This window comes from Novosphingobium mississippiense, from assembly GCF_044029535.1.
Classification (GTDB): Bacteria; Pseudomonadota; Alphaproteobacteria; order Sphingomonadales; family Sphingomonadaceae; genus Novosphingobium.
In genome coordinates this window covers 2,952,584-2,966,793 of sequence record NZ_CP147001.1, presented here as the reverse complement: position 1 = coordinate 2,966,793, position 14,210 = coordinate 2,952,584, and the positions used below count along the sequence as shown (strand labels likewise).

At 67.1% G+C, this 14,210-nt stretch carries 17 protein-coding genes; 8 read left to right on the top strand and 9 right to left on the bottom strand.

The annotated features are described in order from the left end of the window. Positions 1 to 35 precede the first annotated feature (35 nt). Genes WBP06_RS14075 through flgB form a run of 7 tightly spaced genes read right to left on the bottom strand, consistent with a single transcriptional unit; the run spans position 36 to position 4,396 of the window. Positions 36 to 842, bottom strand: a complete 807-nt coding sequence (locus tag WBP06_RS14075) for a flagellar basal body L-ring protein FlgH (protein ID WP_395328931.1) — start codon at positions 840 to 842, stop codon at positions 36 to 38. Between the two features lie 17 nt (positions 843 to 859). Continuing rightward, positions 860 to 1,648 (bottom strand): flagellar basal-body rod protein FlgG, encoded by a 789-nt coding sequence (flgG, locus tag WBP06_RS14070; RefSeq protein ID WP_395328928.1) that lies wholly within the window; start codon positions 1,646 to 1,648, stop codon positions 860 to 862. Between the two features lie 13 nt (positions 1,649 to 1,661). After that, the gene (locus WBP06_RS14065; protein ID WP_395328925.1) at positions 1,662 to 2,420 is read right to left on the bottom strand and encodes a flagellar basal body rod protein FlgF; all 759 of its coding nucleotides are present in this window, start codon (positions 2,418 to 2,420) and stop codon (positions 1,662 to 1,664) included. Between the two features lie 15 nt (positions 2,421 to 2,435). After that, a complete protein-coding gene (locus tag WBP06_RS14060) occupies positions 2,436 to 3,248 on the bottom strand; it encodes a flagellar hook-basal body complex protein (protein ID WP_395328923.1) in 813 nt (270 codons plus the stop codon). A gap of 25 nt (positions 3,249 to 3,273) precedes the next feature. After that, on the bottom strand, positions 3,274 to 3,624 hold the full coding sequence (locus WBP06_RS14055; RefSeq protein WP_395328920.1) for a flagellar hook assembly protein FlgD: 351 nt from the start codon (positions 3,622 to 3,624) through the stop codon (positions 3,274 to 3,276). Then, positions 3,621 to 4,013, bottom strand: coding sequence for a flagellar basal body rod protein FlgC (flgC, locus tag WBP06_RS14050; RefSeq protein ID WP_395334174.1), 393 nt, complete (start codon positions 4,011 to 4,013; stop codon positions 3,621 to 3,623). The genes WBP06_RS14055 and flgC overlap by 4 nt, the downstream gene beginning before the upstream one ends. Before the next feature lie 35 nt (positions 4,014 to 4,048). Further along, on the bottom strand, positions 4,049 to 4,396 hold the full coding sequence (flgB, locus tag WBP06_RS14045) for a flagellar basal body rod protein FlgB (RefSeq protein ID WP_395328917.1): 348 nt from the start codon (positions 4,394 to 4,396) through the stop codon (positions 4,049 to 4,051). Positions 4,397 to 4,616: 220 nt separating this feature from the next. On the opposite strand from flgB, the gene WBP06_RS14040 reads away from it, so the two are divergent. From WBP06_RS14040 to WBP06_RS14005, 8 genes are all read left to right on the top strand, one after another. Next, the gene (locus WBP06_RS14040; RefSeq protein ID WP_395328915.1) at positions 4,617 to 5,381 is read left to right on the top strand and encodes a MotA/TolQ/ExbB proton channel family protein; all 765 of its coding nucleotides are present in this window, start codon (positions 4,617 to 4,619) and stop codon (positions 5,379 to 5,381) included. Continuing rightward, a complete protein-coding gene (locus WBP06_RS14035; protein ID WP_395328912.1) occupies positions 5,378 to 5,905 on the top strand; it encodes a hypothetical protein in 528 nt (175 codons plus the stop codon). The genes WBP06_RS14040 and WBP06_RS14035 overlap by 4 nt, the downstream gene beginning before the upstream one ends. Further along, complete coding sequence (locus WBP06_RS14030; RefSeq protein ID WP_395328909.1) at positions 5,902 to 6,399, top strand: flagella basal body P-ring formation protein FlgA; 498 nt, start codon at positions 5,902 to 5,904, stop codon at positions 6,397 to 6,399. The genes WBP06_RS14035 and WBP06_RS14030 overlap by 4 nt, the downstream gene beginning before the upstream one ends. A gap of 153 nt (positions 6,400 to 6,552) precedes the next feature. After that, positions 6,553 to 6,864 carry a flagellar biosynthesis anti-sigma factor FlgM gene (locus WBP06_RS14025; protein WP_395328906.1) on the top strand — a complete coding sequence of 104 codons (312 nt, stop codon included), beginning with the start codon at positions 6,553 to 6,555 and terminating at the stop codon, positions 6,862 to 6,864. Continuing rightward, positions 6,864 to 7,217: a flagellar protein FlgN gene (locus tag WBP06_RS14020; RefSeq protein WP_395328904.1), complete on the top strand. Its 354-nt coding sequence runs from the start codon at positions 6,864 to 6,866 to the stop codon at positions 7,215 to 7,217. The genes WBP06_RS14025 and WBP06_RS14020 overlap by 1 nt, the downstream gene beginning before the upstream one ends. A gap of 97 nt (positions 7,218 to 7,314) precedes the next feature. Further along, the gene (locus WBP06_RS14015) at positions 7,315 to 8,211 is read left to right on the top strand and encodes a lytic transglycosylase domain-containing protein (RefSeq protein ID WP_395328902.1); all 897 of its coding nucleotides are present in this window, start codon (positions 7,315 to 7,317) and stop codon (positions 8,209 to 8,211) included. Between the two features lie 77 nt (positions 8,212 to 8,288). Further along, positions 8,289 to 10,361, top strand: coding sequence for a flagellar biosynthesis protein FlhA (locus WBP06_RS14010; protein ID WP_395334172.1), 2,073 nt, complete (start codon positions 8,289 to 8,291; stop codon positions 10,359 to 10,361). Beyond that, a complete protein-coding gene (locus WBP06_RS14005; protein WP_395328899.1) occupies positions 10,358 to 11,113 on the top strand; it encodes a sigma-70 family RNA polymerase sigma factor in 756 nt (251 codons plus the stop codon). The genes WBP06_RS14010 and WBP06_RS14005 overlap by 4 nt, the downstream gene beginning before the upstream one ends. 239 nt (positions 11,114 to 11,352) lie before the next feature. Here WBP06_RS14005 and WBP06_RS14000 read toward each other — a convergent pair whose 3' ends face one another. Beyond that, on the bottom strand, positions 11,353 to 12,219 hold the full coding sequence (locus WBP06_RS14000; RefSeq protein ID WP_395328896.1) for an SMP-30/gluconolactonase/LRE family protein: 867 nt from the start codon (positions 12,217 to 12,219) through the stop codon (positions 11,353 to 11,355). A 178-nt stretch (positions 12,220 to 12,397) separates the two neighbouring features. After that, positions 12,398 to 14,194 (bottom strand): IlvD/Edd family dehydratase, encoded by a 1,797-nt coding sequence (locus WBP06_RS13995; protein ID WP_395328894.1) that lies wholly within the window; start codon positions 14,192 to 14,194, stop codon positions 12,398 to 12,400. Positions 14,195 to 14,210: the final 16 nt, after the last annotated feature.

The following is a 14,210-nucleotide window of genomic DNA, read 5'->3' as shown; positions in this document are numbered from 1 at the left end:
GATGCGGTGGATCAGATGTTCACGTTCGCTGCGCATCAGAAGGGCGAGATCATGTTGAAGAACTGGCCCAGCCAGCCCTGGCGGCCCGAACGCATGATTGCGCCCTTGCCGGTATATTCGATCTGCGCGTCGGCAACGCGGGTCGAGGCGATCTGGTTGTCCTCGTCGATATCGGCGAGGCGGACGATGCCGGAAAACCGGATCCATTCGTCGCCCTGACTGACCAGCATTTTCTTTTCTCCTTTGACGAGCGCGGTGCCGTTGGGGCGGACTTCCGCGATGGTGACGGACAGGGTCGAGACCAGCGTACTGGTCTGCGCCGCATTGCCCTGACCATTGAACGTCGAGGAACTGCTGGCATTAAGCGCATCGGCCTTCAGGAACGACAGAGGGCCCTTGGTGGGCGGCACGATGGCGGCGCCGCCGCCCTTCTGGCTTTTGGAACTGACGGTCTTGGCCGCGGTGGTGCTTTCCACCAGCACGATCGTCACCGCATCGCCGACATGCGCGGCGCGCGTGCCGCCGTGAAGCGGGGCATAGCCGAGCGAGACGTTGAAGATGCCGCCGGTCGGCTGGGCCTCCGGCGCCGGTGCGGGCAGGGGCGCGGGTAGGGTCGGCTCGAACCCGGAGGGCTTGGGCGGCTTCTTCGCCAGCGCGGGAGAGGTGAGCGTCAGGCACAGCGCGGCGCCGGCGAGCAGGCTCAGTGGGGTGCGGGCATGCTTCGACAAGCTCAGCATGAGCGGGGAGAGTGCCATGGAGCGGATGGGCGGAAACACCCCCACTCCGCCCGTCCTGAGCTTGTCGAAGGACCCGCCATCACGCTGGCCCAAAGCTGAAATCATCGCGCACCCCATGGCGGTCACAACGTCTGGTTCGCGTTGCGCAGCATCTCGTCCACGGCGGAGATCATCTTGGAATTGATCTCGTAGGCGCGCTGCGTCTCGATCATGTCGACCAGTTCCTCGACCACGTTGACGTTCGAGGCTTCGAGCATCCCCTGCCGGATCTGCCCGCGCCCGTCCTGTCCGGCGATGCCCAATTGCACCGGGCCGCTGGCGGCGGTTTCCAGCAGGAAGTTGTCCGCACCGGCCTGCAAGGCGGCCGGGTTGGTGAAGCTGGCCACGGTGATCTGGCCCAGTTGCGACGGGTCCGACTGGCCGGCCAGTTGCGCCGAGACAGTGCCGTCCTGCGAGACGGTGACCGAGGTTGCCCCTTCGGGCACGGTGATCGGCGGCTGGACGATATAGCCCTGCGTCGTCACCAACTGGCCCTCGGACGAGCGGGTGAAATTGCCCGCGCGAGTATAGGCCAACTGGCCGCCGGGCAGGCTGATCTGGAAATAGCCGTCGCCGTCCAGCGCCAGGTCGAAGGTGTTGTTGGTGGTCTGCAGCGTCCCTTGCGTATCGATGCGCGAGGTGGACTGGATCGACACGCCGGTGCCGAGGTTCAGTCCGGTGGCGTAGACCGTCTCGTTGGAGGACTGCGCGCCGGCGACGCGCGCGTCCTGATAGGCCAGCGTGGCGAAATTGGCGCGATCGCGCTTGAACGATGTGGTCGATACGTTGGCCAGGTTGTTGGCGATGACGCGCATCCGCGTGTCCTGCGCCTCAAGACCGGTACGGGCGACCTGTAGTGCGGAACTGGGCATTTTCTATGTTTCCTCAGCTGTCTATGCGCATGAGCCGGACGCCGCCTTCGTCGACCTGACGCGCGGTCTCGACCAGTTTGGTGCGCATCTCGAAAAGGCGCTGGGCCGAGATCATGTCGGTCAGTACCTCCGATGCGTTGACGTTGGACTGTTCCAGGGCCCCGGGAATCACCTGTGCGTTCTCGTCCACCGGCAGGGCGCCGGGGGGCTGGCCATTCGCCGTGACGACGCGGAACGTGCCCGAAAGGTCCTTGGCGATCTGGCTGCCGGTGGCGCTGACCAGCCGCAACTTGTCCACCCGCTGTGGCGGTTCGTCCGGCGTGGTGGGATCGGCCACCAGGATGCCGCCATCGTCGGCAATGGTGACGGTGCCGCCCGGCGGCACCGTGATCGGGCCATTGTCGCCCAGCACGGGCAACCCGTCGCCGTTCTGGAGCACTCCCGTTGCGGTGACCGAAAGGTCGCCCCGGCGGGTGTAGACTTCCTGCCCGTCGCCGGCCTGCACCGCCAGCAGGGCCTGGCCCTGCAGCGCCACGTCGAGCGGATTGCCGGTGCGGGCAATCTCCCCCTGCTTCATCGAGGCGCCGATGACCCCGCTGCTGGAAAGTGCGCGCACTTCCAGCTGGGGGCCTTCCAGCGTCGTCGGCGCGGCCTGCAGCACTTCGGACTTGAAGCCGGTGGTGTGCGTGTTGGCCATGTTGCTGGCGATCACGCGTTCGCGGTTGAGCGAGGCATTGAGGCCGGAAACGGCGGTGTAGATCAGGCGATCCATGGGTCAGCTACCGCGTCAGGTCCGCAGGTTGATGATCGTCTGCGAAATCTGCGAGGCGGTATCGATCGCCTTCGCGTTCGCCTGGAAATCGCGCTGCGCGGTGATCAGCGAGACCAGTTCCTCCGCCAGATCGACGTTCGACCGTTCGAGCGAGCCCGACAGCAGCGAACCGTACTGTCCCGATCCCGGCTGGCCGTAAGTCGCCGCGCCGGAAACGCCGGTGGCCTTCCAGCTGGCATCGCCCATCTGCTTGAGGCCGGTGGGCGCCACGAACGAGGCCAGCGCCAGCACGCCGACAGTGGTATTGGTGCCGTCCGCATAAGTGGCGACCACTTCGCCGGTCGATCCGATGGTGACGCCGGCGAATTCCGAACCGGCGGCATTGGTGGTGGGGATCTGCGCGCTCTGCGGCGTGGTGGAGGTGATTGCGCCGCTGGCGTCGACCGGGAACACCTGCAGCCGCGCGTCCTGCGGGTTCTTGATGTAGCCGTCGCCATCCATCGTGAACGATCCGGCGCGGGTATATTCGGTGTCGCCCGAAGTGGGGGAGACGACCGTGAAGAAGCCGTCACCCTTGATCGCCACGTCCAGCGCCGATCCGGTCTGCTCGATCGCCCCCAGATCGAAATTCTGGCTGATCGAGGAGACGCGCGCGCCGATGCCCACGGTGGTCTTGGGATCGCTGAGCACGGAGGCGGAGACGATGTCGGCGAACGAGGCGGTGCTCTTCTTGAAGCCGTCCGTTTCCGAGTTGGCGATGTTGTTGGCGATGACGTTCAGGTCGGTCTGGGCGTTCTTCAGCCCGGTGATCGAAGTGTAGAAGGACATGGGAAAGCTCCTGGAAAAAAGGGGGTCAGCTGGCGGAAGTCTGGCTGCTGTCGGCGGTGCCGGCCGCGCCGGTGACCGCGCTGACCAGATCGGAAAGCGATTTCTGCGATGCGGTCTGGGCGGAGACGAGCGTGTCCAGCTTGGACGAGATCGTGCTGAGCGTGTCCGACATCGTGGATGTGGCCGCGAGCGAGGAAAACTGCGCCATCTGGGCCAGCATCTGCGTCTGGTCGACGGGGTTGAACGGGTCCTGCTGCTGCATCTGGGTGATCATCAGCTTCAGGAAATCGCCCTGATCCAGATCGGCGAGCGATGACTTCGTCGTCGTCTTGGTGGCGGCAGTGCTGGCGTTGTTGTTGACGTTGCTGACGGTCATTTCATCCTCACAGTGTCGAGCATGAGCTGCTTGGCGGTCGAAAGAGCCTCGACCAGGTTCTGGTAATGTCGGGAGGCTTCGAGCATCTCGACCATCTCGGCATTCTCATCGACGGGGGCGACCCAGACGTCGCCGTTGGCATCGGCCAGCGGGTGGCTGGGATCGTGCTGGCGCACGGCGGCGGCCTGTTCGCGCTGCACGCCTTCGACATCGACCGAGGCGAGGCCGCTTTCGCGGTCCAGATCGGTGGCGAAGACCGGGCGGATCGGCTTGTAGGTGCCGTCCTCGCTGCCCGCGACCGATCCGGCATTGGCCAGGTTCGATGCCGCCGCGTTCATCCGCACCAGCTGCGCCGACATGGCGCGCTGGGCCAGGCTGAACATCGTCATCGGCTGTTGGTTGCCCAAGGGAACTCTGGCCACGGTCATTCGCCCTTCAGCGCGCGGGTGACGGAATTGACCCGGGCGCTGATGAACTGGAGCGTGGCGGAATAGCCCACCGCATTCTCGGAGAACGCCACCTGCTCGTTCTGCATCTCCACCGTGTTGCCATCGAGAGAGGGCATGACGGGGATGCGGTACTGCGTGGCATCGTCGGCGGCGGCATCGATGTTGCCCCCACGCTCTGCGGATTTGAGCGCGGCGGTGAAATCGATGTCCTTCGCCTTGTATCCGGGCGTGGCGGCATTGGCGATGTTCGAGGCGATCAGGCCCATGCGGCGGGAGCGTAGCTCCAGCGCCTGGGCGTGAATCCCGAACAGATCTTGCGACATTGTTCTTGGCTCCGATTGAAGGGGCTCCAGTTGAAGGGGCCCCGGTTGAGCGGGCATTGTCGCATTCGGATAGCAAGGGGTGTGCCAATCGCCGTTCCGGCCGGGTCGTGCATCGGATCCGGGGCGTGGGCGGCAATCGCTTGCCGGAAAGCGGCAAATCGCGGCCTCCGCCTGAAAGCCTGCGCGATCCGCCGTTCTTGTCTGGAAAAAGGAGGACCGCGTGATCGATCCGCGTACCCTGTTCGACGGCACCAGCGCCGTCATCGTCGTGGGCGGCACCCTGCTGGGGACGGTGCTGCGCTGTGGGCTGGCCGATACCCGGCTGGTCGGCGCCGCGCTGCGCGAACTGGCGCGGCCCCGCTTTCGCGCGGCGCGCGCGAAGACCGCGCTGGCCGTGCATATCCAGGAAATGCAGCGCGACGGGGTGATCCGCGCACAGCCGTTCCGTTCGGGCGATCCCGAATTCGACGAGGCGACCAGCCTGTTCATCACCAGCCGATCGCTGGATGCGTTGAACATCGCCCATGCCGCGCACAAGCAGCGGCGTGGAGAGCTGACCGCGCGCGCGGTGCGCACGCTGCATCAGGCGGCGGATCTCTCGCCGGTGTTTGGCCTCGCCGGCACGCTGATCTCGCTGGCGCAGATGCCGGGGGGCGATGCGGCGATGGACGATTTCACCCGGGTGATCTCGCTGGCGGTGCTGACCACGCTTTACGGTCTGCTGCTGGGCAATCTGGTCTTCGCGCCGCTGGCCCGCGTGGTGGCGCGCCGCGCGGCGGACGAGGAGGGGGAGCGGGAGAAAGTGCTGGACTGGCTGAAGGGGCAGGTGGTGGATGCCCTGCCGTCCGACCTCAAGCCGCGCCGCATGGCGATCCCGCGTGAAGACGATCACGGGGTGCAGGAGCGTCCCGAATCCGCCCGAACCGATCCGGCCGACGCCGTTCTGGACGAAAGCGACGACTGGAGCCGGGGAGGAAGCTGGTGAGCGCGCGCACGGCGGTCAGCTGGCAGACCTCGCTTGCCGATCTGTCGTTGATCCTGTTCATGATCACGGCCGCTGCCGTGACGCATCGGCCGCCGGCCAGACACCGGCCCGACAGGCCGCCAGCCGCCGTCGCCCGCCCCCCTGCCGGACCATCGGACCGGGGCGAGGCGCTGGCGGTCTACATCGCCGGCCCCGGTGCGCCGCCGCTGGCGCGCTGGCTGAGCCAGCAGCCGCGCGATCCCCGCCAGCAACTGACGATCACCGTCGCCTATGCACCCGGCGCGGAAGCACGGGCACTGGAGACGGCAGCGGCCATGCTGCGGCAGGCGCAGGCCGGGGCATCCGATTTCGGCGGGGCACGGATCGTCGTCGAACCCGGCGCCGGGCCGCCGCAGGCGGCGCTGGCGTTCGATGCGCCCGCCATCCCCCCCTTGCCGCCGGCCCCGTCGCCTTCGGTGGAGGGCATGGCACGAAGCTTGCGTCCGTCCGGGCAAGCCTCAAGCCATGGACCCGTGCCGCAATGATCCCTGCCCTGCTTATCCTCAGCGCCTCCGCCTCCAGCCCGTTCGCCGATCTCGACGCGATCGACCGGCAGGTTGCCGCCTTCACCGGCGCGCCCGTGGGCGAGATCGGCGGTGCGCTCACCCCGGTGGACCGCCGGCTGCGGCTGGCGCCGTGCCGCAGCGGCGTGGCGCTTTCCTGGCGCGGGAACGGGCAGGACAGCGTAGTGGTTCAATGCGGCGATCCCGGCGGCTGGCGGCTGTTCGTGCCGGTACGCCGCCCGGCCACCGTGGCCCAGGCCCCGGCCGAGCAGGTGGTGAAGCGCGGCGACGCCGTGGCCATCTCGGTCGCGGGGGAGGGGTTCACGGTGACCCAGCCCGGAATGGCGCTGGAAGGCGGCGCGGAAGGCGACTGGATTCGCGTGCGCCCGGTGTCCGGTGCCGGCACGATGAACCGCACGCAGGAACTGCGCGCGCAGATCGTCAGCCCTGGCACCGTGGCGGTTCCGCTGCCTTAACCTTTCTGCGCCGCTGATTTTGTGGGTTTCCTCGGTCTATCCGGCAAATCTTGCGCAGAATCTCGCCGTGATCCTTAAAACTTCCCGGGCCGCACCGTCCTTCAAGGGCAAGACTTGAGCCCGATGGGCCAGATTTTAGGAAGGAGCGGCACCATGCCACCTATCGAAGTGGGAGCGACCAGCGCGGTCAGTGCACGGCTTGCCCGCACGGCAGGCGGTGAAACCTTGTCCGGCGCCAACGGCGTTACCGTCAGCGCGGAATCGAGCGAGGCGCGGTCTACCGCCGCCACCGCCAGCACCGCTGTGGAAGCCTCCGCAGCGCTCGATCCCGGTCAGATCCCGGTCGACAGCGACCGCGTGGCGCTGATCCGCAAGGCCGTGGAGAACGGCACCTATCCGGTGATCCCGACCCAGATCGCCGATGCCATCATTGCAGCGGGAATGCTGCTCAGGAGCCCCGAGTAATGACGCAGACGAATCCGGCAGGCGACGGTCGCGAATTGCACGAAACCCTGCGGCAAATGCTTGCCGTTCTGGAAAGCGAGCGGCAGGCGCTTGCCGGTCTGGACCTCGACGCGATCATCGGCGCCACCCAGGCCAAGGACTGGCTCTGCGGCGAACTGGAACATGCGACGATCGACGATCTCGACGATGAATGCCGCGGCATGGTGGAAACCGCCAAGCGGCTGAACGAGGTAAATCGCCAGGTTCGCAACATCATCGCCGCCAATGTCGCCAAGCGGCTGGATGTCCTGACCGGCAGTTCGCGGCTCTATCGGGCCGGGGCGAACTACGCCCTGGCGGCGGGCCGGCGCTAAGGCCCCTTTCCAACCCTCTTCCGGCCGGTTGCCAGCCCGGTTCTGGCACGGCTCTTGCTGAACATCTCCCGAAACGATCCGGATCGGGAGCGAAGAGTTGAGCGAAGGACAAGTTGCGGGCGCCAGCGGCGCGGGCGCGACGAACACGGCAACACGGGTGCAGGGTGCCATCGCCCGCGCCGCGCAGGCGACGGGGGTGGATTTCCGCTACCTGCTGGCGCAGGCCAAGCTTGAATCGAGCCTGGACCCCACCGCCCGCGCCTCCACCTCCAGCGCCACCGGGCTGTTCCAGTTTACCGATGGAACCTGGTTGCAGACCTTGGGGCGCCACGCGGCGGACCACGGCATGGCCTGGGTCCAGCAGGCGATCGCCGGCGGGCAGATGACCGATCCCGGGATGCGCGCGCAAGTCATGGGCCTGCGCTATGACGCCGATGCCTCGGCGATGATGGCCGCCGAACTCGCCAGCGACAACAAGGCCGGGCTGACTGCGCAATTGGGCCGGGAACCGGACGCGACCGAGCTTTATCTGGCACACTTTCTGGGCGTGGGCGGGGCCAACCAGTTCCTTTCCGCGCTCTCCGCCGACCCCTCGCAAAGCGCGGCATCGATCCTGCCGCGCGCGGCGGCGGCCAATCCCACGATCTTCTATTCGGGCGGCGGGGCACGCAGCCTGGGCGATGTGATGTCGCTGATGCGCGGCAAGGTCTCCACGGCGATGGGCGGCGCCGACGGGCTGCCTTCGATCGACATGCTGGCCAGTTCTGCCAGCCCGCGCATCGCCTACGAGTCGGTGTCGCAGCAGCCCGATATGCCGATGGGCCCGGTGGCGCGTGAATTTCACCGCCGCGCCGGGGACGCGCCGCAAGTCGCCCAATCGGGCGGCGGCGGCACCATGGCTGACGCACTGCAAAGCATGTTCAACGCCACCGGCACTGCCGCGCCCGCGAATGTGCGCGCGGCCTATGCCCGACTTGCGGGGCTTGGATTGTGAACCGGAACCTCCTCACCCGCTTCGGCAACCCGGCGGCAGCGGCGCTGCCCGCAGGCATCCTGACGCTTATCGTGCTGATGATCGTGCCGGTGCCGGCCTTCGTGCTCGACATCTCGTTCGTGCTGAACATCGCGCTGTCGCTGGCGGTGCTGATGGCGGCGATGAATGCGCAGCGGCCGCTGGACTTCTCCTCGTTCCCATCGGTCCTGCTGTTCGCCACGCTGCTGCGCCTGGCGCTCAACGTCGCGTCCACCCGCGTGGTGCTCGTCCACGGGCATGAGGGCGAGGCGGCGGCGGGCAAGGTGATCGAAAGCTTCGGGCGCTTCCTGATCGGCGGCAACTTCGCAGTCGGCATCTTCGTGTTCCTGATCCTGATCATCATCAACCTGGTGGTGGTGACCAAGGGTGCGGGGCGCGTTTCGGAAGTGTCCGCGCGCTTCACGCTGGATGCCTTGCCGGGCAAGCAGATGGCGATCGACGCCGACCTTGCCGCAGGGCTGATGACCGCCGATGAAGCCCGCGCCCGCCGCCGCGAAGTGGCGACCGAGGCCGATTTCTACGGATCGATGGACGGTTCTTCCAAGTTCGTGAAGGGCGATGCCATCGCCGCGCTGCTGATCCTGGGCGTCAACATCGTCGCCGGGTTCTGCCTGGGCATGATCAGCCACGGGCTTTCGGCCAGCGAGGCGGCGCAGACCTACATCACGCTGGCCATCGGCGACGCGCTGGTGGCGCAAGTTCCGGCGCTGCTGCTCTCGATCGCCGCTGCCGTGATCGTGACCCGCGTGTCCGACGACCGGCTGGGCGAGGGGCGCGACCTTGCCGCCCAGATCGGCGGCCAGTTCGCTTCCCCGGCCACATGGCTGCCGGTGGGCGTGGTGCTGGGTGCCATCGGCATGATCCCGGCCATGCCGCAGACGGTGTTCCTGCCGGCGGCGGCGCTGGCGCTGTGGATCTGGCACAAGATGCGCCAGCGGCAGGCGCTGGCGGCCGAGCCGGTGATGGAGGTGCCGCCCGCCGTCGATCCCTCACGCATCGATCTGGAGGATGTGTCCGACCACACGCTGGTCACCATCGAACTGGGTTATGGCCTTGTGCAACTGGTGGACGAGCGGCGCGGATCGCCGCTGGTCAGCCGCGTTACCGGCGTGCGCAAGCAGTTGAGCCAAGCTTTCGGCTTCATCATCCCGCAATTCCGCGTGCGTGACGCGCTGGACATGCCGCCGCACGAATACCGCGTCACCCTGGGCGGCGTGAACCTCGGCGGTGCCGTGATCCGCGCCGACCGCGTGCTGGCCATCGACGCCGGAGAGGCGCGGCCCGGCCACAGCTTGCGCGGAGAGGCGACGCACGATCCCAGCTTCGGCTGCCCGGCGCTGTGGATCGACCCTGCCTCGCGCGATCACGCCATCGCCGAAGGGTTCTTGACCGTGGACGCCGGCACGGTGATCGCCACGCACCTGAACCAGCTCTTGTCCGAACGCCCGCAGGACCTGCTGGGGCCGGACGAAGTGAAGGCGCTGGTCGATTCGCTGAAGACCCATTCGGCGGGTCTGGTGGAGACGGTGCATCCGCAGCCGCTCTCGCTCGCCGCGCTTACCCGCCTGCTGCGCGCGCTGTTGGAGGATGGCATTCCCATTGCCCACCCGCTGCCGATCTTCGCCAGCCTTGGCCGCGCGCTGCAGCAAACGGTGGAGCATGACCGGCTGGTCGATCTGGTGCGCGCCGATCTGGGGGCGCTGATCGTCGGCCGCGTCTGCCCGCCCAGCGAGCGGCTGCCGGTGCTGACGCTCGACGCCGGGCTCGAATCCGCGATCATCCAGGGCATGCAGGATCCGACCACCGGCCAGCCGGTGATCGAACCCGACCTTGCGCGCATGATCGGGGAGCGGATCGCCGCGCTGATCGCGGCGCGCGGTACCGGGGCAACGCCGCTGGCGCTGGTGGTCCAGCCGCGCGCGCGGCGGGCCTTGGCGGCACTGCTGCGGCTGCGCGCACCGGGTTGCCTGGTGCTTTCCATTGCCGAACTGCCGCCGACCCAGCCGATCGAGGTGATCGACGTTGTGGGCGCGCCGGTTCCCGAGCGGGGCATGGCGGGCCTGCCGCACCCCGATTTCGATAACGACCAAGCCGAAAGCATGGCTGCATGAAACAGGATCAGAGAGGCTTCACCGTTCTGGGAGCCTATGGCGCCCGCGTTGCCGGGGCCTATCAGGGCGACGTTGCCGACCGGGTGCGCCGCTTCCTACCCATGGTCCGGCGCCTGGCCTGGCACGTGCAGGGTTCCGGCCGGCCGGGGATCGAGGTGGAAGACCTGATGCAAGCGGGCCTCGTCGCGCTGACCGAATGCGCGCAGAAGCATCAGGGACCGGGCGAGGACGGCTTTGCCGCCTATGCCAAGATGCGCGTGCGCGGGGCGATGGTGGACCTGATCCGCCGCACCGTGCCGATGTCGCGCGGGGCCAACGAACGGCGGCGGCAACTGGCGGAGAAGGAGCGCGACTTGCGCGGCACCCTCGGCCGGGAGCCCCATGCCCACGAACTGGCCGAGGCGATGGGGATCGACGAGGCGGAACTGGCCGGCCTGCGCGATTCCAGCCAGCCGCTGCGCTTCGATTCGATCGACGAGACCTATTCGGACCAGAGCATGGCTTTCGCCGACGATCGGCCGGACAGTCTGGAACTGCTGGCGGACGAGGAACTGCGCGGGGCAGTGGTCAGCGCGATTGCCGAACTGCCGGAGCGGCTGATGCTGGTGGTGCAGCTTTACTTCGTGGAGGAGCTGAATCTGGCCGAGATCGCGCAAGTCCTGCAAGTCTCCATCCCGCGCGTGCACCAGTTGAAGGCGCAGGCCTTGGGCAAGCTGCGGGAAAGTCTGGAGGGTGTGGCGGATATTGTGTGAGGGGGTGTCTCGCGCCGCTGGATTGCTTCGTTACGCTCGCAATGGCGAAGGATGGGGGCGGGATGTGCACGCCCTACCCGCCAACTTCTCGTCGCCCCCGCGCAGGCGGGGGCCCCGCTTCCTTTTCGCCACGCCGCAAGAACAAGCGGGGTCCCCGCCTGCGCGGGGACGACGGAGTTTGTTGGGCTAGGTCCGTTTTTTAAAAGGCATGTTGGTTTAGGGCGGCAGAGCCCCAAACCTCAGCCCAGATAGACGCCCGCCGGATTGCCGGTCACACCCGATTCCACCTCGAACAGCGCGCCGTCGGATTCCGATTCCGGAAGGCCCTTCGAAGCCGAAGTCACGAACATGCGGTCCAGGTTCTCGCCGGCGAAGGCGATGTTGGTGATGCGCTTGGCGGGCAGTTCGATCGAGCGTTCCCGCGTGCCGTCGGGTGCGAAGCGGGTGATCTTGCCGCCATCCCAATGGGCGACCCAGAGGAAACCCTCGGCATCGGTGGTCATGCCGTCCGGATAGCCGTCCTCTTCGGAGAAGCGGATGAATTCCTCGCGATCATGTTCGCTGTGCGGGGCGCCGCGTTCGTCCAGCTTGAAGCGGTAGATCGTGCGCAGGGCCGAATCGGTATGGTAGAGCCACTGGCCGCAGGGCGAGAAGGCCGGGCCGTTGGGCACGGTGTAGCCGGAATCGATCACCTGCCAGTCGCCGCTGGGCGAGAGGCGGTAGAGTGTGCCGATGGCATTTTCTTCCGCCATTTCCAGTGTGCCGCACCAGATCGCGCCGTGGCGGTCGGCCTTGCCGTCGTTCATGCGGTTGCCGGGCAGGTGCGGTTCGGGATCGTTGCGATCGGAAATCGTCAGCGGATCGAGCGTGATATTGGCGACGCCGTCCTGGAAACCGCCGATCAACCCGCCTTCCGCACGCGGAGCGACCCAGCCGAGGCGGGCAGGCATGTCCCAGCGGGTAACGGTGTTGTCGGACAGGCTCAGGCGGTTGAGCGCGGGGGCCAGGATATCCACCCAGTAGAACGCATTGTCGCGCGCGGACCACAGTGCGCCTTCGCCCAGCGTGTCGCGGACGTCGCGATCGATCTTGCGCCAGAGTGTCATCCCAAGTCTCCCAAATCGTCGGTTTGCTGATGTGAAGTGTGGGGCAGATACGGTTCCGGCCCACTCTTCCACCAGCCCCCTGCCTTGTGCAGACTCGGTGGCAGGACCAGTGGGAGAGTGGGCCGGAGCCGACCCGGACCAAAGCGATGTGGCTTCGGTCCGGGCATTTGGTTGTGGCTTAGTGGTTGTCGCGCGGCAGACCCTTGGTCTGGGCGATACGCTGGTACTTCTCGGCGCCTTCGAGGATCGCGCCGGTGTCCATCTGGCCGACGACCGCGCGCTGGATTTCCTGCCACGGGGTCTGCGAGGCCGGGTAGGCATAGCCGCCCTTGGCTTCCAGAGCCGCACGACGCGTCGCCAGCACTTCGTCCGAAACGAGCACGTCGACGCGGCCCTTCTTCAGGTCCATGCGCACGCGGTCGCCGGTTTCCAGCAGGGCCAGACCGCCCATCGCCGCCGCTTCGGGGCTGGCGTTGAGGATCGAGGGGCTGCCCGAAGTGCCGGACTGGCGGCCATCACCGATGCACGGAAGCGCGGTGACGCCTTCGGTGATCAGATAGGCCGGCGGACGCATGTTCACGACTTCCGCCGCGCCCGGATAGCCGATCGGGCCGGCGCCGCGCATGAACAGCAGCGTGTCGGGCGTGATGCCGGTGGCCGGATCATCGATGCGGTGGTGATAGTCCTCGGGACCGTCGAACACCACGGCCGGGCCTTCGAAGGCGTCCGGATCTGCCGGGTTCGACAGATAGCGGTCGCGGAACTCCTTGGAGATCACGCTGGTCTTCATGATCGCGGCGTCGAACAGGTTGCCCGACAGCACCAGGAAGCCCGCTTCCTCGACCAGCGGCTGGTCGAAGGTCTTGATGACGCGTTCGTCCTCGATGGTGGCATCGCGGCAGTTGTCGCCCATGGTCTGGCCATTGACGGTCATCGCGCCCTCATGGATGAGGCCCTGCTTGATCAGCTGCGCGACCACGGCCGGCACGCCGCCGGCACGATAGTAGTCTTCGCCCAGGTATTCACCGGCAGGCTGCAGGTTCACCAGCAGCGGGATCTTGTGGCCGATGCGTTCCCAGTCCTTCAGCGGCAGATCGACGCCGATGTGGCGGGCGATGGCGGCCAGGTGGATCGGGGCGTTGGTCGAACCGCCGATGGCGGCGTTGACGGCGATGGCGTTGTGGAACGCTTCCAGCGTCAGGATGTCCGAGGGCTTCAGGTCCTCGTGCACCATGTCGACGATGCGCTTGCCGGTGCGCCATGCGCATTCCTGGCGGTCACGGTAGGGCGCGGGGATCGCGGCCGAACCCGGCAGCATCATGCCCAGCGCTTCGGCGAGCGAGTTCATCGTCGTCGCCGTGCCCATGGTGTTGCAGTAGCCGGTGGAGGGGGCCGACGACGCGACGAGCTTGATGAAGCCCTCATCGTCGATCTCGCCCGCCGCCAGCATCTGGCGGCCCTTCCACACGATCGTGCCCGAACCGGTACGCTCGCCCTTGTGCCAGCCGTTGAGCATCGGGCCGACCGAAAGCGCGATCGCCGGGATGTTCACGGTGGCCGCCGCCATCAGCAGCGCCGGGGTGGTCTTGTCGCAGCCGGTGGTCAGCACCACGCCGTCAAGCGGGTAGCCGTAGATCGCTTCGACCAGGCCAAGGTAGGCCAGGTTGCGGTCGAGGCCGGCGGTGGGGCGCTTGCCGGTTTCCTGGATCGGGTGGACCGGGAATTCGATGGCGATGCCGCCGGCTTCGCGGATGCCTTCGCGGATACGCTCGGCCAGCACCAGGTGGTGGCGGTTGCAGGGCGACAGGTCGCTGCCGGTCTGGGCGATACCGATGATCGGCTTGCCCGAGCGAAGCTCTTCCAGGCTGAGGCCGAAGTTCAGGTACCGCTCCAGATAGAGCGAGGTCATGTCGATGTTTTCGGGATTATCGAACCATGCGCGCGAGCGCAGCTTCGGTGCAGTCTTGTCGGTCATGGGGCGTTCGTTTCGT